Origin of the sequence: Faecalibacterium sp. AF27-11BH (genome assembly GCF_003603005.1) — a bacterium.
Lineage (GTDB): Bacteria > Bacillota > Clostridia > Oscillospirales > Ruminococcaceae > Faecalibacterium > Faecalibacterium taiwanense.
In genome coordinates this window covers 13,934-38,233 of sequence record NZ_QVGS01000001.1, presented here as the reverse complement: position 1 = coordinate 38,233, position 24,300 = coordinate 13,934, and the positions used below count along the sequence as shown (strand labels likewise).

Sequence of the window (24,300 nt, the reverse complement as noted above, 5' to 3'; positions counted from 1 at the left end):
TGAAAGAATTCACAAAGGTTTATAAGGGAAAGAATTCAGAAAAGCAAAAATAGAGGAGGAAATTCTATGGCAGAGAAACAAACCAAATTCATCTTTGTCACCGGCGGTGTCGTCTCCGGCCTTGGCAAGGGCATCACAGCTGCATCGCTGGGCCGTCTGCTCAAGTGCCGCGGCCTGAAGGTGGCCAGCCAGAAGCTGGACCCCTATGTGAATGTGGATCCCGGCACCATGAGCCCGCTGCAGCACGGTGAGGTGTTCGTGACCGACGATGGCACTGAGACCGATCTGGATCTGGGCCACTACGAGCGCTTTATCGACGAGAATCTGAACAAATACTCCAACCTGACCACCGGCAAGGTGTACTGGAACGTACTGAACAAGGAACGTCAGGGTGCATATCTGGGCCAGACCGTGCAGATCATTCCCCACATCACCAACGAGATCAAGAGCTACATCTACAATCTGGCCTCTTCCACCGAGGCTGACGTGGTCATTACCGAGATCGGCGGCACGACCGGTGATATTGAAAGCCAGCCCTTCCTCGAGGCCATCCGTCAGGTGGGTCTGGAGCAGGGCCGCGACAACTGCTGCTACATCCATGTGGTGCTGGTGCCTTACATTTCCGGCTCGGACGAGTACAAATCCAAGCCTGCACAGCACTCTGTGAAAGAGCTGCAGGGCATGGGCGTGAACCCGGATATCATCATCCTGCGCGCAGACGGCAGTGTGGGCGGCGACATCCGCCGCAAGATCAGCACCTTCTGCAATGTGAAGCCGGAGTGTGTGATCGAGAACCTGACCATGCCCAGCCTGTACCAGTGCCCGCTGATGCTGCACACCGGTGGTCTGGACGAGGTCGTGGTGAAGAAACTCAAGCTGGACGTTCCTCCTGCCGACCTGACCGAGTGGAAGCAGGTGGTCAGCCGCATTGCCACCCGCAGCAAGACCTGCAGCATTGCACTGGTGGGCAAATACGTCAAGCTGCACGACGCTTACCTCTCCGTGATGGAGAGCCTGTACCACGCCGGCTTTGAGAACGACAGTCAGGTGGAGATCCGCTGGGTGGAGAGCGAGGACCTGACCGATCAGGCCGCCTGCAAGGAAGCCTTTGCAGATGTGGACGGCATCATCGTACCCGGCGGCTTTGGCGACCGCGGCATTGAGGGCATGATCCAGGCTGCACAGTATGCCCGCGAGAACCATGTTCCCTACTTTGGCATCTGCCTCGGCATGCAGATCATGGTGATGGAGTTTGCCCGGGGCGTTTTGGGCTACAAGGATGCAAATTCCAGCGAATTCACCCCGGATGGCAAGCATAATGTGATCGCCCTGATGGCCGACCAGCAGGGCAACATTCCCAAGGGCGGCACCATGCGTCTGGGTAAATACCCCTGCAAGGTGATGCCCGGCACCAAGATGGCCGAGTGCTACGGCGAGGCTGAGATCTGGGAGCGCCACCGCCACCGCTACGAGTTCAACAACGAGTTCCGTCAGGAGATGCAGGACGCCGGTCTTGTCATTTCCGGCACCAGCCCCGACGGTCGTCTGGTAGAGACTGTAGAGCTGCCCGGCCGTGACTTCCATTTGGGCGCACAGTTCCACCCGGAGTTCAAGAGCCGTCCGAACCGTGCTCACCCGCTGTTCAAGGCATTCATTGCTGCGGCACTCAAGTTCCGCGCCAGCGAGCAGCGCAGCCTGCTGCACATGTAAACCATAAAAATAAGGTGCTGTCTGTGCGGACAGCACCTTATTTTTTACCCATATAATCCATGATCCTGCAAGGCATGGTTCATAGTGGTCATTTTCCAGATCACACACCACAAACCGGTCCACGATGCGGGCCATCCCGTGGAACATCTGTTCCGTAAGTTCCTTGCGGCGCTGCAGCTCCATCCGTTCCGCTTTCCGCTTTTGCAGAGAACTCCCGGTGGCTTCGTTCTATCCTTGATTTCCGATCAGCACCACGGCCACATCGTTGACATTCGTGCCGGTCGCGCCGGTGATGATGAGCCCATCCACCGCCTTGAGGGCATGGTAGGCATCGTTGTTCTGCAGCACATCGTACACGTTCAGCTGGTTCTGCGCCAGTGCCGCGGCCGTGCTGCCGTCCACATAGCCGCCCGCAGCATCGGTTGGGCCGTCGGTGCCATCGCTGCCCACCGAAAAGACCGCTGCATCCAGCCCGGCGATCATTGGTGCTGCAGCAAGGGCCAGCTCCTGATTGCGCCCGCCCAGACCTGTTCCGGTCAGATGGACGACCGTCTCACCGCCTGCAAGAAAGGCCAGCTTTTTGCCCTGCCCCGCGTGGGTGCGGGCTATGGAACCAAGGAAGCTGCCAGCCTCCCGCGCTTCACAGCAGAGCCTGTCGGTCAAGATCACCGGCTCATAGCCCAGCTCCCGGCAGGCGTTGGCTGCTGCGCTGCACAGCTCCCGCACGCTGCCGGTGATCTGCGTGGCAACACGGTCCAGCACCTTTGGAGTCTCCCGTGCCAGCAGAGCCTTGGCCTGTGCCGAAAGCTGCAGGTGATATTTTTCCGCAATGGCAAGGGCCTGTGCACAGGTGGAGGTATCCGGCACCGCCGGACCGCTGGCGATCATATCCAGCGGGTCGCCCAGAATATCACTGAGCACGATGCTGAACACCCGCGCGGGCGCACAGCTCTGTGCAAACCGCCCGCCCTTGACCCCGGACAGGCGCTTGCGAATGGTGTTCATCTCCACGATATCGGCACCGCTGGCAAGCAGCTGGCCCGTGATCTGCTGCAGCTCTGCGCCGGGGATCAGCGGCTTCTCAAACAGTGCACTGCCGCCGCCGGACAGCAGAAACAGCACCGTATCCTCTGCCGTTAAGCCCTGCACCAGTTCCAGCGCTTTCCGGGTGGCGGCAAAGCCATTCTCATCCGGCACGGGGTGCCCGGCTTCGCAGCAGTCCACGCCGGGGATCGTGCCCTTCACATGGCCGTATTTGGTCACGACCACACCGCCATCCACCCGGCCAAGAAATTTTACCGCAGCATGGGCCATCTGCCATGCTGCCTTACCGGCAGCCACCAGCAGCACCCTGCCGCCCTGCGGCCGGAATTTTTTCAGCGCGCGGCGCACCGCTTCGTCCGGCAGAACAGCGTTCAGGCTGGCACGGATGATGGCATCTGCATCTCTGCGCAGTGTTTCGTTTTTCAGCATGTCGTTCTCCCCTTTTCCATCGCTTCTTGTCCGCAGACAAAAAACACCTGTACAGTCTCTTCCCATGCAGGAAAACGCAGTACAGGTGTTCTGATCTTTTTGCTTACTTTGTGCTTGCCGGAGCAACCTCAAAGTCGATCTTGCCCAGGTTCACATCCGCACGCACAATGGTGATCATCATGGTGTCGCCCAGGCTCCAGTTCTTGCCGGAGACGGGGTCGGACAGGCGGATGCCCTCGGTGAGCATGGTACCGGAGGGGGTCAGGCTGGAAGCCGGCACAAAGCCCTCCACGCCGTTGTCCAACTCGATGAACAGGCCGCGCTGGGTCACGCCGGAAATGCGGCCCTCGTAGCACTCGCCCAGATGGCGGCGGGCATACTCGGCCTTGTAGCAGTCCTCGGCCTTGCGCTCGATCTGCATTGCAATGATCTCGCGCTCACTGGACTGCTTGCTTGCCTTCTCGGCAAAGTCGCTGTAGCGCAGCACCATGGTATCCTTATCCATGCCCTTGAGTTGGGCGGTCATGATGCGATGGATGGCCAGATCCGGATAGCGGCGGATGGGGCTGGTGAAGTGAGCGTAGTCCTTCAGCACCAGACCGTAGTGGCCCTTGGGTTTTTCCTCATACACAGCCTTGGACATGCAGCGCAGCATACCGGTATTGATGATCTGCTCATACGGGCCGCCGCGCACACCTTCCAGAATGGCGCTCAGCTCCTTGGGGGTGGGCACATCCTTGGCAAAGTGATCGTTGATGCCGCAGGCCTGCAGCAGAGTGTGCAGACGCTCCAGCTTTTCAGCATTGGGTTCCTCGTGCACACGGTACACGAAGGGGATCTGCTTCACGCGGGCAAAGTGGGCAGCGCACTGGTTGGCCAGCAGCATAAACTCTTCGATCATAGCTTCGCTCTCGCCGGAGGTGCGCTTTTTCACGTCGATGCAGTGGCCGTCCTCGTCGAGGATCAGCTTCACCTCGCCGCTCTCGATATCCATGCAGCCGCGCTCCTTGCGCAGGCGGGCACGGTGGCCGTACAGCTCCTTCATGGCGGGCAGCTGGCTGAGCACTTCATGGTACTTGCCCTTCAGCTCGTCGTCAGCACTGCCGGCCAGCAAGGCGTTGATCTCGGAGTAAACACCCTTGACGCGGCTGCGGATGACCGACTTGACAAAGCGGTAATCGATCAGGTTGCCATCCTTATCCAGATGCATCAGGCAGGAGAAGGCCAGACGCAGCACGCCCTCATTCAGGCTGCAGATGCCGTTGGAAAGCTGCTTGGGCAGCATGGGCACCACCTGATCGGCATAGTAGACGCTGGTTGCGCGGTTAAACGCTTCGTTGTCCAGCTCGCTGCCGGGCTTGACATAGTTGGAAACATCTGCAATGTGGACACCCAGCTCAAAACCGCCCTCCGGGGTCTTGGTCAGGCTGATGGCATCATCGATGTCCTTGGTCTCAGCACTGTCAATGGTGAAGATGGGCAGGGCGCGCAGATCCATGCGGCCCTCGGTGTCCTTTTCAGAGACCTCAGCGTTCTCCAGCTTCTTGGCTTCCTCACGAACCTTATCCGGGAAGCGGCTGCGGATATCCTGCGCATAGAGCAGGGCCTTTGCGCAGCGCTTTGCTTCGTCCGAGCTGCCAAACCGCATGGCAACGCCCACGCGGTGATCTTCCTGCCGATTGCCGCGCTGCAGGATCTCCACGGCCACCTTGTCGCCGTCCTTTGCGCCGCCCTCGCAGTCACGCATCAACTGCATGGAGATGGCCGGGCAGTCGTCCGGCACGAACTTCAGGCGGCCCTCAATGCGGCGGGCAGTGCCCACCAGATCGTTCTTTTCTTCCAGAATGGCCAGGATCTCGCCTTCATCACTGCCCTCCACACGGGGGTGCTCAAACTTTTCCACAAGCACCATGTCGCCGGGCATGGCACCGCGGGTAAAACGGCCCGGGATAAAGATATCGCTGGTGCCGTCCTCCAGCATGACAAAGGCAAAATTCTTGCCCAGTTTTACCACCTTGCACAGCAGAGCCTTGTCTGCACGGCCGGAGCGCACCGTAAAGAACACGCCCTGACGCTGGCAGATGACCGCCTCGTGCACCAGCTGATCCACAGCCTCCATCACCTTGCGGTCCGAGCCGCGGTCCCCGCCGAATTTGGATTTGAGGTCTTTGACGGTGCACGGCTGATTCTGGATCGCGTGCTCAATTTTATCGCGCATTGCCATAATATTTTTTCTCCTTGCTCTTCCATGGCCGCAGCCTCCAACGTGCCGCAGCGCTTCCAATCGTGGGCCAGCTGCCCCACCCTGCCCAGCGGTCAGACTGCCGCCGACATCCTATCATAACACAGAAAAACAGCCCCGTCCTTTACACGGGGCTGCACGAACCTTGTCAACCTGCCAGACGGCCTGCAAACAGACATGCCAGAATGGCAACCACAAAGAAAACAATGCCTGCAATGCGGGTGGTCTTGGCCAGCATCTGATCAGCCGGGGTCAAACGGGCATTGTTTGCGCCGCCCATACTGCCGTTGATAGCACCGGAAAGGCCCTGACCGTGGGTGTGCTGCATGAGAGTGAGGAAAACGATGACGAGCGAAGCGATCAGCAGGATCACACCGCCAACAATTTCGATAACAGACATGGATTGAAACGCTCCTTTATTTTAATTCAACAAAAACTACGCAGAAATACAAATATATAGTAGCATAACAAGCGCAAAAAAGCAAGCAGAAACCGTGCATTTTTATGCCAGAAGGTCCAGCATTGCGCACAGCCGGGCAAAGATGGCGGCGCTGGAATGTTCCGTGCTCACCTGCCCGTCCTGCAGCACCACAATGGTGTAGCGCGGCTGCTGCGCCGGGTAAAACCCTGCAAACCACAAGTTTTTGCGTTCCGTGCCATCCGGTGTGAACTGCCCGGTCTGCGCGGTACCGGTCTTGCCGCCAGCCCCTTCTTCCAGCCAGGCAGCATCCTGTGCGGTGCCCTCTTCCACCACCTGCTGCAGCATTTTACGCAGGAGCGCTACATTTTCCGCACTCATCACCCGCCTTGACTGCGGATGTGCAAGCGTTTCCAGCGGCGTACCGTCAGTTTCATCCACCGAGCCACACACGAAGAAAGGCGTACGGTACACCCCGCCGGAAGCAATGGTGTTCATCATGGCGGCGATCTGTACCGGTGATGCCAGCAGACCGCCCTGCCCAAAGCTGAAATTTGCCAGCTGGCCGCTCTGGGCAAGCTCCCCGGCAGACGGCAGCTTTCCGGCATCGGCGTGCAGCGCACCTGCCACCGGCACCTCCTGCCCGAAGCCAAGCTGCCGAGACATCTGCAAAAGCGTCTCTGCCCCCAGCTGCTGCCCCAGCCGGATAAAATAGCCGTTGCAGCTTTTTTCCAGAGCCGCAGTCATGTCCACCGTTCCGTGCGGAACACCGCCTGCGCAGCGGAAGATCTGTCCATCCACCACCACCGCACCGGTGCATTCGTACTCCGGCAGGATGCCCTGCTCCAGCGCTGCCGCAGCCAGCACCGGCTTGAACACTGAACCCACAGCATAGCTTTCCAGTGCGCGGTTCAGGAACGGACTGTCCGGTGCATCCAGACTTGCGGCAAGGTCATCCGGATCATAGCCCGGCACGCTGACGCTGGCGCGAACCGCAGCAGTGGCCGTGTCCAGAACCAGAATGCAGCCGCTGGTCATGGTGTCTGCGGCCACCGCTTCGGCGGCACGCTGCACCGGGCGGGAGATCGTCAGCTGCACGCCCACCGCACTGCTGTCCTGCCGGGTGAGCTGCGGTGTTTCCCCGGCCCGCAGCCGTCCTTGTGCTGTGACCGCGCACACCAGCGTGTCATGCTCCTTTGTCCCGGCCAGCTGGCTGTCCAGCGCCTTTTCCAGCCCGGCAGTGCCGCGGCCTTCTGCATCCAGATAGCCGATCAGATGCTGGCACAGCGGAACTTCTGCGCAGCGCCGTGCCGTTGCAAAACAGCGTATGCCGCGCCCGGAAAGGTCGCGGTCCACTTCCAGCAGAAACGGTGCGGAGCGGTTGCGGTTCCGGTACAAAAGTGCCTGCCCGGCACTGTCCGTAAATGCATACAGGCGTGTGTAGTTGTTTTCGCCCGGGAAACAGAGGGCAAGATACCGCGTTTCCAGCCCGGTGAGAAGCAGGCCGCTGTGGTCGTAGAAGCTGCCCCGCCGGGCAGGCAGCGAGAGCCGGACCGTGCTCTGCGCTTCGGCCCGGGCAGCATAGGTATGGTTCTCTGCCAGAAAATACAGGCGGCACAAAACTACCGCAAACCCCAGCAGAACAGCTGCATACAACGCCAATACCCGTTTGCCGGACATCTGCTCACCCCTTTTTGATAGAGTGGGCTGCATCTGTGGTTTCTATACAAAAAGAGACGGGGTCTCCGAAGAGATCCCGTCTCCATAAGGTACTTATTGAGTAAGCAATTCCGCTTCATACGTCGAAAATCACAGGTTGCCGGCGATCTGTTCAAAGGCTCTTTCAACCGATTCAAAGCTGCTGTGCGTGTAGACATCCAACGTCACACTGGCATTGGAGTGTCCCATCAGGTATTGCAGGCTTTTTACATCCAGCCCGGCCTGCTGAACATTGGTGCAGAAGGTGTGTCGCAGCACATGAGGTGTAATGCGCGGAACAGGTTTGCCGTACGCCTTCTCAAACTTTCCCTGCACGCCACGCATAAACAAACAGCGGCCCCGCAGACCTTTTTCAAAGTCTGCGGGGCCTTGTGCTGTGGGGCTATTTTACCTGCACGGTCATGGTTCGGTCACTGCCCGGTAGCCGCGGATGACGCGCCATTTGGCGACGCCCTTGTCCGGCTTAAAGCTGCCATCGGCGCGGGCTTTCAGGTAGCCCTGCTCGATGGCCCACTGGGCGGCTTGGGCCAGCTCCGGGTCGGCTACGTCCGCAAAGGCGGGCAGAGTGGCCGGGGCCGGGCGGCCTGCGGTGTTCCAGAGGAGCATTGCCAGCTCGGCGCGGGTATGGGGCACGGCCACCCCTGCAGGCAGGAGCTGGTCAAGGATGAGCTCCGTGCCCACCTGATAGGCCACGACGCCCGCCACGCCCACGACTGCGCCGACCGCCAGAAGGGTGCCGAAGCCGTCTCCGCCGTCTGGGCTGCCCTCGCCGCTCTCGGCGGTGCGCCAATGGCCATAGAAGGTCACGTCCCGGTCGAGGTTGCCCACATGGTTCGCGCCCGGGCCCATGTAGTAGGGGCTATCCTCCAAACGGGTGCCGTCTTCGAGGAACCAGCCCTCAAAGAGGCGGGCTTCCTCCTCGCTGCCGGTGATCGCACCGGGGAACTGCATTCCTCCATTCACCGGTTCGTCCCCCGGATGGACGACCCAGTAGACCTTAAAGTCCGTGGGGGCCTGCTCCGGCCGGGCGATCTTCGCCTTCTTACTCTCGTTCATTTTGCCTTCCACCAGATCAAGGCCGTGAGACATGATCAGGCGTCCCAGTTCGAGGGCATAATAATCCTGTTCCTCCGATGCATCCGTTTCCGCCGTGATGACGGTGCCTGCGCCGGAAACTTCCATCTCGTCTGCTGCCACGATGGCCGAGCCGCCGGCTTTCACATCCAGCGTGCTGTTCGCCACGGTGAGCTTGCCGCACCGAATGCCAAACTGGAAGAAGTTGCCTTCCGAGTTCGTGCCTGCAATGGTCACGGTGCTGTTTTGGATGGTGATGTTCTCGTCAGAGCGGCCTGCCCGGATCGCGTCCTCACCAACGTCGCCATCGATATTGCCCGTAAGGGTGAGGGTTGCGTTATCCAGCGTCAGCGGGCCTTCCGTAAGGATTCCATCGGCGTTGGAAAGGGTGGCTGTGCCGGTAATGGTCAGCTCTTCCGCCAATTGGGAATCGATGCAGCAGTAACCGCCCGCGGCCCCATCCAGCGTGAGATCGGCATCGTTCAGGGTCAGCGTGTTGGTCGTCGGGTCAAACTTCACAGACCCGCCATCCTCCAGCACGTCGTTCTGGTTGCTCTTTGTGACCTGCGTGCCTGCTACCAAAAGGGCGTAGGTTTCGCTTTCCTGCCGGTCCGGGTCCACATCCGTCAGCTCCAGATAGGCGTGGTTTGTCTCTTTGACTTCAAAAAAGCTGTCAAGTTTTTCCTGCACGCTGGTGTCGATTTCCGTATAACCCGCGTCATCGTCGGTGCGATACCAGAACCTGCTTACGTTCTCTCCGATGCCCAGCCTACTCAGGCCGAAGTCCATACCGATAGTCGTCACATTCAGGAGCAGGTGGCCGCCGTTGTAGGTCAGATGACCCTGTTCCCCGATGTACTGCTGCGCATGGATCACCAGCTCGCTGCCATGGTTCATGGTAGTGAAATTGGCGATGCCGCATTCTGCATTTGTGATCTTCACCTTGCCATCGATCTGAACGCTTCCCCAGCCGATGCCCGTCTGGAAACCCTTCAGCGTGATCTCGGTATCGGAAGCAATCGTTGTTCCCGTGTCTCCACCCGAAATTCCTTTCGACGTATTGTTCCAATAGGTATTGGTGAGATCGTATTTTCCCCTTACTATCTCCTTTGCTCCATCAAAGCCGTCGCTATTTGTACTGCCCGTCACCTTGCCATTTGCCACCAGCCTCAGATTTTTTTCGCCAAGGGCTTCGACCAGCGAGATCGTCCCCGTATCCGCAGGCCCAACTGTGGTCAGCGTCACGTCTCCGTCAAAGGTCAAAAGGCCATGGTCATAGGATACCTCACCCTGAATGTACGGCACCCTCTCATTATCATCGACCCGTCCGACATACTCCGGATACAGAAGTACATTTGTCACCCCGCAAGCTGCTCCCATCGTCGAGCTGCCCGCCAGTGCCAGCGGGGCCGCGAGGTTCAGCGCGAGGGCTGCGGAAAGCACCCCGGCGAGGAATTTCTTCCATCTTCGTTTCATTGCAAAAGCCTCCCTTTTTCTACCAATTTTGTTGCAGGAAAAAAGCTCCACGGTTCACTTTTAGGATACCGTGGAGCTTTGGTTTTTGCTATTAACCCGGGGTTAGTTTTTGGTTAATTCCGGGGGGGCGTTTTTCTGATACCACTCCGCCAGCCGGGCGCGGCGGGTGCGGGGGTCGCCGCCCATATCCAGCTTTGCGTACAGCTGGTTGATGTACTGCTTCACCGTTCCCTCGGAGAGGTAGAGGGCGGCGGCGATTTCCTTGTTGGTGCACCGCCCGGCCACCAGACGGGCCAGCTCCCGGTCGCGGTCGGTCAGGGGCAGCTCCGGCGCGGGGGCGGGCAGGCCCAGCCGGGCGGCAAAGGCCCGGCCTGCGGGCAGGATGCGGGCCACGAAGGGCCCCAGACGCGGCTCGCTGGCAGCCCAGTCCTCCCCTTCCAGCAGGGGGGCCAGAGCGGGATACTGCTCCACAAAGAGCACCCAGAAATCGTCCTGCACAGCGTCCAGCAAAGCCGCTGCCAGCGCGGCCCGGGCCTCGGCCCGCTGGCCAAAGCGCAGCTGCGCCGCCGCCAGCTGAATGCGGGCCTGCAGGCCCACCAGACCGTAGTGCATGGCCTCGCACCGGCGCAGCAGGCCCTCGCTGTGGGCGATCACCTTCACGTACTCCCCCTGCGCCAGCCAGACCTGCTGCTCGATGAGGGACATCATGGGGCGGCAGGGCCCAAAGAAGCTCACCTCGGCCAGCTTGTGCTCCCGGAACAGCTCCGGGGCCTGCTCCGGCCTGCCCTGCAGGGCATAGAAATAGGCGGCGATGCTTTCCAGCAGATGCACCTGCACCCCATCGTGCTTTTGCAGCAGGGCGGCGCGCTTGGCGGCAAAATCGTACCCCTCTTTCCCCTTGCCGCACAGGGCCAGCCGCAGGGCCAAAAAGTCGCAGCAGAGGGTCATGTTTTCCTGCCCGACGGCGTCGGCCCGGGCCCGCTCCAGCAGCACGGCGGCTTTCTCCCACGCCCCCTGCAGGTAGGCGGCCTCCGCGTCCATCAAAAGCTCGGCCCCCCGGCCGTGGCCGTTGGTGATTTTATAGTAATGGGGCATACACTCGTACATTTCGGCCAGTTCTTTGCCCAGCTCTCCGGGGGCGCGGTAGTACATCATCAGCACCGAGGGGGAGCCGAAGGTCCAGCTGCCGCTGTTGCGCAGGGTGACGGCGGGGCGGCTCATCTGGCGGCTGGCGCTGCGATGGAGGCGGCTCATCTGGGTGATGTCGTTGTAGAACAAGAAGCTCTGGATGAGGTCGCACTCCCCCAGCAGGTTGCCCCGCTCGGTGGCGGGCCACTCGGGGTGTTGGGCCACGGCGGCTTCCAGCAGGGCTTTCAGCTCCATCATTTTGGGGATCTGCTGCCAGGTGAACATCCGGCGCATCAGCACCAGAATGGCCAGCGGGTGGCGCTGCAGCGCTTCCACCGGGCAGCGGTCCAGCCGCTGCAGCAGCTCGGCGGGGCTGAGGGAGGCAAGCAGATCCCCCGCGTCCGCCTCGATGACGGCAAGGGCTGCGTCGCGGTCGCCGCAGTGCTCAAAGGCCTGCAAAGCGTGGAGGTACTGGGCTTTTTGGGCATACCAGCGGCCATACCGCTGCCAGATCTCCGTTTGCCGGGCGGCGGGCAGCTGGGCAAAGAGCCGCTCGGCGCACTCTTTCATCATGTGGTGGAAGCGGAAGCTCACCCCGTCCGGCAGGCGGGTGACAAAGGCGTTTTGCTGGGTGAGGGCCCGCAGCACCTCCTCCGCGTCGGGCAAGGCGGTGACAGCCCGGGCCATCTCCACCGTGAACTCATCGGCCAGCCCCATCACAGCGAGGAAGTCCCGGGTCTTCTCGGGCAGGGACTCCAGCATGGCGGCGGTGAACATGGCGTAGATGTCCGACCCCAGCTGCAGCAGGCTCCCCCGCTCGGCCAGGGCATGGAGGTTCAGGTAGACGGCGGAGAACCACCCCTCGCAGGAGCGCAGCAGGTTCTCGGCCTGGGCGGCGGTGATCTCCACGCCGCAGCGGTGGGTGTAGGCCAGCAGCTCCTCCCGGTTCAGGCGAAGGCCGTCGGCCTCGATGCGGTGGAGCAGCCGCCCCAGCCGCACCACCTGCTCCCCGGGCAGAAAGCGGTTGCGGCTGGCCACGATAAGGTGGACGTTCTCGGGCAGGCGGTAGGCCAGCCGACACAAAAACTGCGCCACCCGCTCGTCCCCCAGCAGGTGGAAATCGTCCAGAAAAAGATAGTAGGGCGTTTTGCCGCCCAGCGCGGCACACAGGTCCTCCAGCAGCAAAGCCGCGCCGCTGGCGTCGGCGGGGCAGTCGTAGCCCTCCAGCACCGTCAGCCCGGCGGCGGCAAAGGCCTTCTGCACGCTTTTCCAGAAGATGGAGCGGTTATCCGAGTAGATGCTGGCTTGCAGCACCACGGCCCCCGCCTTGGCCTGCTCTGCCAAGAACCAGCGCACCGCCGTCGTTTTACCGTAGCCCATGGGGGCCACCACCGCCGTGAGCGCACAGGACGCTATGGGCCGCAGCGTCTCCCGCATTCGGTCCGAGATGTAGATGATGTTCAGGTTCTGCCTGTTTCTGGCCATGCGCGTTCCCCTTTTCCTTATGCTAAGGCTATTGTAGCACATTTGCGGCGAAGAGAAAAGTGCGGCAGGGGTGCAAAAAAGCAGGCAGAGCCTTCGCCTTTGCGAAAAGTTCTGCCTGCGTTCTTTTTATAAATTGGGATTCTTGGGAGCAGCGGTTTTTGCTTAGTACATGCCGCCCTTCCAAACCACACTTTTGGAGCCGAATCACGAATATCGGGAAACGTAGACTTTTGTAGAATTATCAAGGCCACAAGCCGATTTTTCCAGATTCTCCGTTTTTGCACGATCAACGCTTTTCTACGCAAATCTACGCCACTTACCGGGTGATTGGCGTAAGTTTCGGCGTAAGCAATTCCGCTTCATGAGTCGAAAATCACAGGTTGCCGGCGATCTGTTCAAAGGCTCTTTCAACCGATTCAAAGCTGCTGTGCGTGTAGACATCCAACGTCACACTGGCATTGGAGTGTCCCATCAGGTATTGCAGGCTTTTTACATCCAGCCCGGCCTGCTGAACATTGGTGCAGAAGGTGTGTCGCAGCACATGAGGTGTAATGCGCGGAACAGGTTTGCCGTACGCCTTCTCAAACTTTCCCTGCACGCCACGCATATAGTTTTCCAAGTGCATTGCCACCTTCGGCATCCCGGACTTGTCCAGAAAGAGAAATCCGCTGCAACCATCTACCAGCGCTTCCACTTTCGTGGACGCTCTGGCTTTTACTACACGCCGCAACGCTGCACAAACGGTATCTGTCATGGGAACATTGCGGATACCGCTTTTTGTTTTCGGCGGTGTGACAAAGTAGGGCTTTTCAGCCGTCCGGCAAAGCTGCCGCCGGACATGGATACAGTGCCGTTCAAAGTCGATATCTGCTCGTGTCAGGCCATACAACTCACTCACACGCAAGCCGGTTCCCATAAGAATGACGATATCATCATAATAGTTTCCGCCATAGTCTTGAACGAATTGCAGATATTTCTCCTGCTGTTCTCTGGTCAGGGCATTGCGCACATAAGCGTCCTTCGGCACAACATCGGACAGCTTGAACTTGAATGGATTCTTGCGGATGATGTCATCCTCCACCGCCATCTCAAACGCCGGTCTGACAACGCTTTGCAGGATTCCTATGGTGTTTTGCTTGAAACCGCTGTCATGCAGAAACACGAACCAGCCTTTCGCATCGGACAATTTTACCGTTTTAATGGCTTTTTGCCCGAAAGGGTCAGCATGAATCCGCTTGACCGCTGTGTTGTACGACCGAAGTGAATTGGGTTTCAACTCACGTTTCAGGTTCATATAGCGGTCAACCAAATCAGCCACTGTCATCTCTCCGGCAGCATAGTCGATGCCGTCTGCCAGATCACGCCACAGCTCATCCTCTTTCTTCCGCAACTCTGTCAGGGATTTGGCGTAAATACAACGCCGTTTCTTGTGGATATCGGTATAACGATAGTCGTAAGTGCCGTTTGCTCTCTGGCTTTCGCCATCCTTCAAAACACGGCCCTTGCTATCCTTGCGCTTTTCAGGCATTTAGAAACTCCTTTCTGTGAAAAGCGCATCTATAAGGTCAGTGTCAGTATAACACATCAACCATGCGATTTCCACCCGCAGCGAATGAGAAAAGGACGGTTTCACATTTGCAGCCTTTGGCAACCTCTCAAATAGAATATGCTTGCTCGACAAAGCAATCGAACAGGCGACGTTTAATCAGACGCTTGTTTCCCACCCAAAGGACGAATTTGCATTTATCTTCATTCGTAATTTCACGCAGCTTGTTGATGCCAATGCCGGAGTAAGCCGCAGCTTCCTCCAGCGTTAAATTGCTCTTCTCCCAGATCGGAACTTGTCGGGACTTGGTCCCTCCATCTTGCTGATGCAAGACCGTTCCGTCGCTTGAAGTCTCCACCGGGGACTTCATTGCTTCGCAAACGCGAACTTCCTTCATAGGCAGACCTCCAATTCCTTGTAACCGAACGCCTGTAACCGGGCAGGAAAACTCTCTTTTTCTGTACGCAGGACATTCGGTGGACTTTATACTTTTTCTTATCTTTTTAAGGTTACATGGTTACAGAAAGAGGAAAACGCAGCAGTCATGCGGCTTTTCCGCCGTAACTAAGGTTTAACCGAACCTGTAACCAGACGTGTAACCGCCATTCATCAGAAGGGAAAGCCCAGCTGCTTAGCTTCTGCATCCGTTATTTCGGAGAAATCTTCAGCCCCGGTTTCGGGGCTGGTTACGCGCTCCCAGCCTTTCTGAACGCCGTACTTCGGGTAACGCTTGGCGGTCTTGTGCGCCTGCCAGCCTTGGATATCGCCGCGCGAAATTCCCGTGTTCATGATCTCGCAGATGGCGCGGGTCTCCCACTCTGCCGGGATATTGGTGTTGCCCAGTGCTTCTGCGTAAAGCTGCTTGGAACACACCCGGTCACCCGTGTAGTCCTCCAGAAAGGCGTAGATCATGCCAGCCTGTGCATCCTCCTGCATAAAGTCCTGCTGATGAGCTTGCAGCGTTTCCTGCATGGCAGGGCTGAACGCCAGCTTATAGTTGCCGCTGTTGTAGATGGTCATGGCTTCCGCCCAAAGCTGGTCGATATAGGTGCGGGATTCGGTTTCATCGTCCAGAATGTGCACTTTGGCCAGTTCCGCATCCACCGGAACAGGGATGAAGCGGCGGTTGCCTGTGCGGTCACGGGGCAAAAAATCCTGCCGGTTGGTCGTGCCAGCAAAGACGCACTGGCGCAGACGGTCGGCAGGATGGGTCTCGTAGGGGACCTTATAGGTCTCCTTCTGTTTGCTGAGAAAACTCTTGATCTCCTCGATGCTCTTGGCATTGGCGGTGGCGATCATCTCCGACATTTCGATGATCCAGTGACCTTGCAGCTTGCGGTACACGTTGTCATCGTCCAGCCGCCGCAGGTCATCCGAGAACCACTCATCCTTGACCGCCAGCAGACGGAAGAAGGTAGACTTCCCCGCGCCCTGACCGCCCACCAGACAGAGCATGGTTTCAAATTTACATCCCGGCTGGAACACCCGCTTAATGGCTCCCAGCAGGAAAATTTTCATGGCTTCGCAAGTGTACTCATCCTCCGCAGCACCGAGGAAGTGGTGCAGGACGTGGGCTATCCGCTCTGTTCCATCCCATTTCAGGCCGTTCAGGTAGTCCCGGATGGGATGATAGCGGTTTTCGTTGGCAACGATGCGGATGGCAGATTCGATTTTCTTTTCGCTGGAAATGCCGTATTTCTCCATCCGACGCAGGATATACTTCATGTCGGTGTCGCTCAGCGTCTTGCCGGAGCGGGGCCAGCCCACAGACTTTACGATGTCGATGCGCTCGCTCAACAGGTTCAGTCGAATGGCATCGGCCAGCACATGGTCGTTCTGCAAAATCGTGATGCAGTTCTGGATCGTCCGCTGGATTTCGCCGTTGGAGTGCTTGGTCAGCATCTCTTTCACATCTTCAACGGTTCGGGGAGTGCGTTCTTCGTTGACTTCTTTGCTCAATAAACATCACCTCGTGTTTCTGACTTTTCGGCGGTAGGCGGGACAGGTGACTTCCGCTGTGTCTGCTCTGCCTGCAAGCGGTTCAGCAGTTGCAGAACGGAATCCCGTGCTTTCTCCTTGACCTGCTCCTTGCCTTTCTGCCGAACTTCTGACTTCAGCAGCTTCTCCTGCAGACGTGCGGCGGTGGTCTGCATGGTCTTGAGGAACTTGTTCAGCACATCGTCCAAACGATGGGAGGCATATTCCCTCGTAGCTTTGGGAGCCTTGCGTTCCGGGGACAGCACCCACTTCTTCGTGTCCTCGATCATCCGCATATCTTCCTTGCGAGTCTCGGTGCGCACTACGTCCGTCACGACCTCCACAGCCTTGTCGTAGGCCGCAGCCGAAACATCTTCCAGCAGGGTCTCCATGTCTGAAACTTTCAGGGTCAGCGCGTTCAGCCTGTTCTGCTGGGCGGCAAGCTGCTCCTTTTGCTTGGCAAGGATGAAGTCCTGCTTTTCCAGATATTTGCGGTTGCCGTACTCCGCTTCTTCCTCCAAATCCAGCCCATGACGTTTGGCGATTTCAAACAGCATCTTCCGGCAGGCGGCATCGAAGGTGATTTTGCGGTTGTTGCGGCGGCTGAGAGGTTTATTCGGGTCAGGCAGGTCGAAGCCCAATGCTTCCAATGCCTTTTCCTGCTGGGGTGCCACCTCGCCGTATTTGTTCTCGCAGTCGAATACATGACGTTCGTGGATGTGAGGTGTGCTCTCATCCAGATGCAATGCCCAGTCCAGCACATGAACGTGTTCGCCAAACTTGGCCTTGAACTCCTCAATGAACTCGGTGACGATGTTCAGCAAGTCCTCTGCCGAAGCGTGGTCATCCAGCGTTCCCAGCTGGTAAATGGTCTCTTCCGGGCAGGTCTTACGGCTGGACAGCAGGTCAGGAATGGAGCGGTTGCGTTCCGTGTGCCGGATTCTGGCGTTGCGCTCGTTTTGGCCTTCAACAAAGGCCGTGTAGTGGGTCTCGTAGAACTGCCGTTCCACATCCGAGAAGGTCGCCGCCAGATCATTCGGGTCTTGTGGGTCGAGAGCCGAACGGAAGCCGTGAAAGCAGTCCCAGTAGATGTTGCCTTTGGCTCGTTCCGGGTCGATGTGCTCACTGTTGGCAAGATTGAAACTGCGGTCGTTGTGCTTGGGGTTGTAAGTGCCGTGGGTTCCGGCTCGTCCGTTGTGTCGTGTTAATTTCAGATAGACATCCCTCTTTTCCTGTATTTTTTGTGTACGGCCACTCGTGCGATCAAATCACAGGAGTGATACAATTCTTCTAAGCAACGGGTCTCGCATTTCAAGACCGTGTCTTGAAATCTTCTCTCGGAATCGAGAGGTAATCCTTTCGGAAAAGGATTTATGTGTTTGTTATACTGCAAAGAAAGTGGCCTACCGCTCCTTCCCTCAGTGGGAGATCATGGCGTTTGTCGCTTTCTGCTTAGAAGAGTTTGCTTTCGCTCTGCAAGAAAAGTATAACAGAGAAACTCATAGTCGAACAGGAACTGTGAGTTCCTAATTTTCAGTGAAAGTAGGAAGCATCGTTCCCATTTCTTGTTGCATCCCTATTCTTTCTTTGCGGAAAATCATTAAGATGCTGTATCTCTGCAATTATCATAGCACCTGAAATCACTAAAGTCGTGGGCTTCGCAGGCCTATTATTGGCCCCTAGGTGAACCCGTTTTGATTACTTTTTCCTGATTTTGGTATAAGGTTTAGCAGGAGCTTCTTTCATTTCAACAGCTTGGCGTGGGAGAACGCAGCAGTGGAGCTGCTGGATCTGCCGCCGTTTTGCGCCAGATAATACCCAGTAGGATATGACGCACAGCATCATATCACTGGGGCAAAGAACTGCGTCCTCTGCACTCCTGCACCGGGCAAGCTGTCCAGAAGAGCAGCTCGTCCGGCTTCAATATGTATCGAGAACCAGCGTATTCGCCAGTCCTCTCAATTGCAGATCAGCACACTGGTCTGCTTAATATGTTAATGTCTCCCATATTCGCCCTCGGCACCCTAGGAGTGGGGAATCGTCCGGCGGCGGGCTTGCACCGCACCATTGGCATTTCAGCCACCCCGCCTTCGTTATGGCCGGGCTGCGAATTACAGAAGTACCTTTTGTGAAGTACCGGACGATTGAACTATTCTGTTTTCAAGGAGCAGATTTTTATAGAAAATCCTCGGAATTTAGGGCTTCCGAAAAATTATCCCTCTACTTGGTAGGCATCGAAAAAGGGCTTTTTGTTACCCGAAAAAGAAATTTGTTAAAAAGTTCTTAGAAAATATAGTTGAAGCAAGCGCCGAGTTAAAATATCGTTGGTTGGTCGAGTGACCATTGAAAACCGGCAATTCGCCACGACGGAAGTATTCAAGGCTGAAGCAACCTTGAAAAAGATGCTCTCACTTGGTAGGCATCGAGAAAGGTCACTTGACACCCATTGACAGCTCTTTGTAATAAAGTTGTCATAAGTACCCACTTTGAAAAAGTCCTCTCAATAGGTAGCCGGCGAGAAAGGCCAAAAAGTAACCATTTCAACAAATTTCCATAAAAGTTGCGCGAATAGCACAAAAAAGGCAGCCATCTGCACCCATGCAGACAGCCGCCTTTGGTTTTATGCCGTATTCTATTGGTCAATCTCTGAAGATCTTATCCAGTTCCCTTTCCATTGTTCCCGCCTTGGCGAATTCCAGCGTATCCGCCTGACGGATATGGTGGGCGGTAATGCCGTGACCCTTTGCAAAGCCCAGAATGTAACTGATGGCAATGCGGTAGATGATCTCGGTCGGGGCAAGCCCATAGACCTGCTTGGCAAAGATATGTTCCAGCCGGGCGTTATCGTCCGGGAAAGTTTGCCGCATCTTCTCGCTGCGGTAAAGGCGCTTGACGATTTCCGTAATGTACAGTCCGGACTTCATGTAGGGGTCCAGGAAGGTCTTGCCGGGGTCATCGAAGCAGCCGGGGTTTTCCTGCTCCAGCAGGTCCACCATCTTTTTCACCACCCACTTGGGGGTGAAGATCTGGTTGGTTTTCTGGGGCGGGATGTAGTCGAAGATATCCTCGGTGCGGCTCTCGTCAAAGTAATCTGCCAGCTTGACCTTCAGGTTCAAGAACTCCTTCACCGAATCGTCAAACACCACCGGGTCGAACAGGTGACCTGCAAAATGCTCCTCCTGTCCGGTGGCTTGGTTGATGTACGGTCCGCCGTCCCGCAAAAAGCGGAACTGCTCCAGCGTGATGCTGGTGACCTCCTGAAAGACCTTGTCCGGGATGATCTGGTCAAAATTTGCCAGTGTCACGGTCTCGTCGCCGTAGGCCATGAGGAAGGACGGAATGGTGCGGGAGAAGCCCCGGAGATGGTCACGGACGGTGTCCTCGTAGCCCTTTTTCTCCTGCTCCTTCTGGTTGGTCTCCACGGTGCGCACAATGGTCTGCTGCATCTCCTGCGCCGTCTGCTGGATGGTGGATTGCAACGTCTCCATCAGGGCGGCGGCGCTCTGCCGTTGCTTTGCGTCAAACTCCCGGTTCACCTGCTGGCGCTGCTGGGCGGTGGTGCAGCTTTGCAGCTGCTGGGTGCGCTGGGTCTCCAGCTGGCTCCGGTCGATGCGGTAGTTGTCCACCACCTTGTTCACCGCCACGTCCATTTTGGCTTTGGCGGTGCTCTCAAACCGCTTCTGGTCGGACAGCTTCAGGTCGCGGCCATACTCCTGCTTTGCCTGCTCCACCATGGGGGTGATGATCTCCTTGGTGATGCTCTTTTTCAGGGGTTCCAGATGCTCTTCTTTGGCAGGAGCCGGGGCATCGGTCAGGTCTTGCAGGGCGGTGTCCAGCGCCGGGGTGCTTTCGTAAATCTTCGCCCCGAACACATCCGCTGCCTTGCCGATGACGTAGCCCTCGTCCAAATCCACCTCGCCCTTGTCGTTCAGGGAGAGGTCTGCGCCGGTGTCCGGAGTGATCTGGATGGGCTTTGCCTTAGCTTCGCTGATGGGCTGGAAGTTTTGCAGAATGTCCAACACCTCCTGCGGGGCACTGAACACGTTGGAAATGTTCTGGAACAAAAAATTGCTCTGGAAACCCATCCGCACCACTTCCTTGGACTTGATCTTCCGGGGGATGCTGAGGACTTTTTCTGCATCCAGCGGGATCATCTCCCCCTCCTCGTCCTCGCCGATGACCGGGAAGAAGTTGAGCAGATTCTGGATGTGCGCCTTGCGTTCCTCGGCGTCGCCCTTGCCGCTGGCGGTGTCCTGAGAAAGGTCGTTGGCGAACTGCTCGTAGATCAGCAGGGTGCGGGCAGGGTCAAAATCGAACACATAGGCGTTCTCTTTGCGGCGGAAGGTGCCGTTTTCGTGGAAAAGGCAGGGGTTCTGGGCACGGAACGCTGCCTGCATATACAGCGCCGGGCTTTTCAGGTTGGAGAGCATCAGCACCGCCGACCACTCCGGGATAGTCACACCGGTAGTCAGCTGTCCCACCGACAGGGTAATGGTCTTTTCGTGGTGGGCGATGGCGGCTTTTACCCGGTCAAAGCTCTTCTGGTTCTCGTCCGTGTCGTCCAGCTTGCCGTCACCGGCGGCTAGGATCACCTCATAGTCCCGGAATACCGGGTGCGCCTGCAGCTTTTTCGCCAGCGCTCTGGCGCTGTCCACCCGGTTCAGCAGCCAGAAGGTGTGCTTCAGTTCGGCACGCAGTTCCGGGGTGGAAAACGGAAATTTGTTCTGGGTGGTCATGGCATCCAGAAAGCGGTCCACCTCGGCTTCGTGCTCAAAGTTGCCGCTGGGCTTTACCTTGAAGAACTCGTTCAGGTCAAAGGCAAATTCCTGCGTTTCGCCGTCGATCTCCACCCCCTGCTGGATCTCGTCCCGGATGATCTCGGACATCTGGTAGGTGTAGAGGTTGAGCATGGGGAGGTTTGCGTAGGGGTTCTGCTGCCCCGGTGCGCCCTGCCAGTTTCGCTTGGCGGCCTGCTCGTCAGCGTAGGTCCAGTTGAAGATGGCATCCCCGGCAAACTTATCGTTCGCCAGTGCCTTGAAGGGCGTGCCGGACAGGTGCAGCGTGAAGCGGCGGCGGATGCGGTCAAAGGCAAGGTCGGTCTTGTAGGTGTCCACGCCCTCGTGGGCTTCGTCGATGACCAGCACATCCCAATTCAGCTCGGTCAGGTGGCGCAGCTTGTCGTACTCACCGCCGAAATACTTTGAGCCTTTCATGTCCTGCAGGCTGACGAACTCAATGCGCTTATACAGTTCCTCGCCCTGTGCGGCGGCATCCAGATAGCCCTGCTCGTCCAGCACATGGGGCTGCCCGGCAAGGGCATCCACATGGCTGACGAACAGATAGCCGGACTCCCTGCCCAGAAAGCGCACATAGTCGCTGTACCAGCTATTGGCGATGGCTGGGCGGTTGGTGACGATAAGCACCGTCTGTGCATCGACCTGCTTGCAGAAGTCGTAGACGGAGAGGGTCTTGCCAAAGCGGGGCTTGGCGTTCCAGAGGTATTCCCCGCCGGGGTGGCTCTGGTAATAGGTTTTGGTGTCGCGGACAGCCCTTGCCTGCTCCTCCCGCAGGGTGTAGGCGATGGCGGCATCCAGCTGCACCCGGCCCCGGTTCATGCGGAAATCCTGAAAATACCGCCGGGACTGCTGTCCATCCAGATGGAACCACTCGTTTTTGCGGTCGTTCTCCACGTTCAGCTTGCGGAGATAGGCGTGGAAATCGTGGTCGGTGAACACCTCGCCGCTGCCGTCATCGTAGACGGCATTGCCCCGCCACTCCTCATGGTACAGCACATCGGCGGTGTGGGTCTGCTGTTTCAGGCGTTTGTCCACCGACTGCTCGGTGTAGCCGATCTTCGTCCAGCCGTTGTGCCGGGCAATTTCCGGGGTGGTATAGGCGTAGATCATGGGCACCACCTGCCGGGCAGTGCGCAGGGTTATGCCAGCCATTATGCCATCTCCTTTACATGGGTCTCGATAAATTCGATCTCGTCCGCAGTCAGGTCATATTTGCGGTAAAGCTGCTGGTCGATTTCCGCCACCGACTTGCTCCAATCAATGTCGGAATGGGCGGTAAAGTCTTGAAGGGGTACGTATTTCCATTTTGGTGCCGGACAGTCCTGCGTAATTTTTAGTACCCCAAGCATTGCCCTTGCAAATTTTGTTTTTACATACTTTGTTATTGCGATAGCTTCTTGTTCACTTTCGCATTTTCCAATAGACATAAATGTCTGCGTATGTCCTATGCCCGGTTCAGCAATTATCGGTGCTGAGAGAGTTTCGCCAAAAGCACCACTACCGTTTGCTTTGGAGATAAAAACCTTATAACTCCCAAAATTTTCAGGGACACGAACGTAATCTTTTCTAATCCATTTCTCTGTGCGCTTGCTTCCGTCCAGCCCCAAAATCTTTATATAAGAACTTCCGTCCTTCGGCATTTCAGAGAAGAACACAATATTATCGAGTTTACTTAAAACATTCGACTTGAAGTCGTATTTATGACCTTTACTTAGCAAAGACTCCACGCTTGAGTTCTCTTTGTGCATCGTTTCTGTGAAACGATACGATTCTGCTGCATAAATCACCTTGCTTAACGGTACATAGTCTGTTTTTCCAATTTTACGAGCAATACTTCTTAGTTCATCGAACACAATAAAATGCTCAATCGCACCGTAATTCTTCACTTTATCGCGGTATGTAATTACAACACCGCCCTTAATATCTGTGTTTGCAAAGATTTTTGAACTATCAGATTCATAATGCAAGACTGTCAAGTGCGAATCATTCAGCATCTTCTCATTCCATGCCTTCGGCGTAGAGCCAGCATTGAACAAAAACCGTGCAGGGTGAATCATTTCCACCTTATCTGCAATTTCATAAGACGCATCCAGAAATTTGTTATATACTGGCGGTGCAAAACCCTTGTTATCGCCAAGGTTTCATCCTGATACGGCGGGTTTCCGATGACATAATCAAACTTCATGCTGGTACTCCCTTCCTGAATGGTTTCAAAGTTCTGGGCGGTTCCATGGCTGCCCTTGCGCCAGTTTTTCACTTTACAGGATACCGTGGGCAGCTGCGGCTCTGCCGCCCCGAACATGGAAAAGAGGTCAAGCTGTTCTGTCTCCGGCTGGGGCTTGCCGCCGGGCACGGACAGGTGCAGGCCGTCCATTTGCCACAGGTTCCAGCTGATGATGTTGGCGATAGGTTGTAACGCTTCTTTTGTGGGCTTGCGCTGCCAGCGTGCTTGCAGATGCTCTGCATAGGTCAGCAGCAGGTTGACCCGCGCCAACAAAAGATTATCGCCCTGATACTCGTAGCCGTAGGTGGACTGCACCGCATGGGTGGCATATTTGCGCCACTCTTCCTCTGTGGCGGCGTTCTCGCTTACCACACGCAGCTTGCGGTCCAGAATGCCAATGCGCCGGGCTACCGGGATCATCTCGCCAGTGGCGGCATCGTACCGGGATGCCAGAAAGGGGGCTTCGCCGCAGGTCACCTCCAAGCGGCGGCTCTGCACATACTGCACCCATGCCGGGGTCCTGCCCCCGCAAGCCGGGAACCGCACCGGCGTTTCCACCGTCTGCCAGCCTTGGGGCAGTTCCACCGTGAACTGCCCGGCGCTCTCCTCTGCCCCCAGTCCACGGAACCAGTCGGCGTCCAGTGCGTTGTTCATCTTGTTGCAGACCCATGCCGGGCTGAACACCTCGCCTTTTTTGCGGGTGCGCTGCTGCTGGGTGTCAGTCTGCTTCATCATCCGGGGCAGCACCACCTCGTAGTGGGTCAGCCTGAGCTGCTGGGTGGTGATCTGAGATCTATCCGTGACAGGTTCGTACATCACCGTTTGCAGTTCCTCCGGCGGGTCGGTGCCCCAGATGATATTTTTTCCGGTGGAGCGGTCTTTTAGAAGTGTATCCAGCACCGCCTGCACTTCCGGTGCGTGAAAGTCGATCAGTTGTTCCAACGGGGATTCCCTCGCTTTGCCTTAGCGTTGCGGCGGAAGTGATAATATTCTTAGCACTTTCAGCCTATACTAACAAGTGTCTTATCACTT

General features: G+C 57.2%; 15 protein-coding genes. 1 reads left to right on the top strand and 14 read right to left on the bottom strand.

What is annotated here, in order from left to right; genetic code table 11:
- The first annotated feature begins 66 nt into the window (after positions 1-66).
- Entirely contained in the window at positions 67-1,710 is a 1,644-nt protein-coding gene (locus DWY76_RS00155) for a CTP synthase (RefSeq protein WP_005937315.1), read from the top strand.
- Positions 1,711-1,938: 228 nt separating this feature from the next.
- Here the strand turns inward: DWY76_RS00155 and DWY76_RS00150 are convergent, their stop codons facing one another.
- The 14 genes from DWY76_RS00150 to DWY76_RS14290 all read right to left on the bottom strand — a co-directional run bounded on the left by DWY76_RS00150 (position 1,939) and on the right by DWY76_RS14290 (position 24,210).
- Positions 1,939-3,183, bottom strand: a complete 1,245-nt coding sequence (locus tag DWY76_RS00150; RefSeq protein ID WP_120079194.1) for a glycerate kinase — start codon at positions 3,181-3,183, stop codon at positions 1,939-1,941.
- Between the two features lie 103 nt (positions 3,184-3,286).
- Positions 3,287-5,407, bottom strand: a complete 2,121-nt coding sequence (gene rnr, locus DWY76_RS00145; RefSeq protein WP_120079192.1) for a ribonuclease R — start codon at positions 5,405-5,407, stop codon at positions 3,287-3,289.
- 166 nt (positions 5,408-5,573) lie between these two features.
- Positions 5,574-5,825 carry a preprotein translocase subunit SecG gene (gene secG, locus DWY76_RS00140; RefSeq protein ID WP_005937305.1) on the bottom strand — a complete coding sequence of 84 codons (252 nt, stop codon included), beginning with the start codon at positions 5,823-5,825 and terminating at the stop codon, positions 5,574-5,576.
- 102 nt (positions 5,826-5,927) lie between these two features.
- Positions 5,928-7,523, bottom strand: coding sequence for a penicillin-binding protein 2 (locus DWY76_RS00135; RefSeq protein ID WP_120019834.1), 1,596 nt, complete (start codon positions 7,521-7,523; stop codon positions 5,928-5,930).
- A gap of 129 nt (positions 7,524-7,652) precedes the next feature.
- Entirely contained in the window at positions 7,653-7,886 is a 234-nt protein-coding gene (locus DWY76_RS00130) for a tyrosine-type recombinase/integrase (RefSeq protein ID WP_005937299.1), read from the bottom strand.
- A gap of 75 nt (positions 7,887-7,961) precedes the next feature.
- Positions 7,962-10,112 (bottom strand): hypothetical protein, encoded by a 2,151-nt coding sequence (locus DWY76_RS00125; RefSeq protein WP_120079190.1) that lies wholly within the window; start codon positions 10,110-10,112, stop codon positions 7,962-7,964.
- 102 nt (positions 10,113-10,214) lie between these two features.
- The gene (locus tag DWY76_RS00120; protein ID WP_120079188.1) at positions 10,215-12,725 is read right to left on the bottom strand and encodes a LuxR C-terminal-related transcriptional regulator; all 2,511 of its coding nucleotides are present in this window, start codon (positions 12,723-12,725) and stop codon (positions 10,215-10,217) included.
- Positions 12,726-13,098: 373 nt separating this feature from the next.
- On the bottom strand, positions 13,099-14,253 hold the full coding sequence (locus tag DWY76_RS00115) for a site-specific integrase (RefSeq protein WP_120079186.1): 1,155 nt from the start codon (positions 14,251-14,253) through the stop codon (positions 13,099-13,101).
- Between the two features lie 127 nt (positions 14,254-14,380).
- Positions 14,381-14,602, bottom strand: a complete 222-nt coding sequence (locus DWY76_RS00110) for an excisionase (protein ID WP_238057119.1) — start codon at positions 14,600-14,602, stop codon at positions 14,381-14,383.
- A gap of 278 nt (positions 14,603-14,880) precedes the next feature.
- Positions 14,881-16,173: a virulence-associated E family protein gene (locus DWY76_RS00105; protein WP_243111895.1), complete on the bottom strand. Its 1,293-nt coding sequence runs from the start codon at positions 16,171-16,173 to the stop codon at positions 14,881-14,883.
- A 53-nt stretch (positions 16,174-16,226) separates the two neighbouring features.
- Positions 16,227-17,258 (bottom strand): plasmid recombination protein, encoded by a 1,032-nt coding sequence (locus tag DWY76_RS00100; RefSeq protein ID WP_243111865.1) that lies wholly within the window; start codon positions 17,256-17,258, stop codon positions 16,227-16,229.
- 1,629 nt (positions 17,259-18,887) lie between these two features.
- Complete coding sequence (locus DWY76_RS00090; protein WP_120079180.1) at positions 18,888-22,196, bottom strand: DEAD/DEAH box helicase family protein; 3,309 nt, start codon at positions 22,194-22,196, stop codon at positions 18,888-18,890.
- A complete protein-coding gene (locus DWY76_RS14155; RefSeq protein ID WP_243111863.1) occupies positions 22,196-23,101 on the bottom strand; it encodes an Eco57I restriction-modification methylase domain-containing protein in 906 nt (301 codons plus the stop codon). Before DWY76_RS14155 ends, DWY76_RS00090 begins: the two co-directional genes overlap by 1 nt.
- Positions 23,098-24,210 carry an Eco57I restriction-modification methylase domain-containing protein gene (locus DWY76_RS14290; protein ID WP_243111862.1) on the bottom strand — a complete coding sequence of 371 codons (1,113 nt, stop codon included), beginning with the start codon at positions 24,208-24,210 and terminating at the stop codon, positions 23,098-23,100. The genes DWY76_RS14155 and DWY76_RS14290 overlap by 4 nt, the downstream gene beginning before the upstream one ends.
- Between the last annotated feature and the right edge of the window lie 90 nt (positions 24,211-24,300).

Bases quoted from the DNA above. Each gene is read 5' to 3' on its own strand.
- DWY76_RS00120 (WP_120079188.1), bottom strand. From the start codon at position 12,725: ATGGCCAGAAACAGGCAGAACCTGAACATCATCTACATCTCGGACCGA.
- DWY76_RS00090 (WP_120079180.1), bottom strand. From the start codon at position 22,196: ATGGCTGGCATAACCCTGCGCACTGCCCGGCAGGTGGTGCCCATGATC.
- DWY76_RS00150 (WP_120079194.1), bottom strand. From the start codon at position 3,183: ATGCTGAAAAACGAAACACTGCGCAGAGATGCAGATGCCATCATCCGT.
- secG (WP_005937305.1), bottom strand. From the start codon at position 5,825: ATGTCTGTTATCGAAATTGTTGGCGGTGTGATCCTGCTGATCGCTTCG.
- DWY76_RS14155 (WP_243111863.1), bottom strand. From the start codon at position 23,101: ATGATTCACCCTGCACGGTTTTTGTTCAATGCTGGCTCTACGCCGAAG.
- rnr (WP_120079192.1), bottom strand. From the start codon at position 5,407: ATGGCAATGCGCGATAAAATTGAGCACGCGATCCAGAATCAGCCGTGC.
- DWY76_RS00115 (WP_120079186.1), bottom strand. From the start codon at position 14,253: ATGCCTGAAAAGCGCAAGGATAGCAAGGGCCGTGTTTTGAAGGATGGC.
- DWY76_RS00130 (WP_005937299.1), bottom strand. From the start codon at position 7,886: ATGCGTGGCGTGCAGGGAAAGTTTGAGAAGGCGTACGGCAAACCTGTT.
- DWY76_RS00135 (WP_120019834.1), bottom strand. From the start codon at position 7,523: ATGTCCGGCAAACGGGTATTGGCGTTGTATGCAGCTGTTCTGCTGGGG.
- DWY76_RS00105 (WP_243111895.1), bottom strand. From the start codon at position 16,173: ATGCTGACCAAGCACTCCAACGGCGAAATCCAGCGGACGATCCAGAAC.
- DWY76_RS00125 (WP_120079190.1), bottom strand. From the start codon at position 10,112: ATGAAACGAAGATGGAAGAAATTCCTCGCCGGGGTGCTTTCCGCAGCC.
- DWY76_RS00155 (WP_005937315.1), top strand. From the start codon at position 67: ATGGCAGAGAAACAAACCAAATTCATCTTTGTCACCGGCGGTGTCGTC.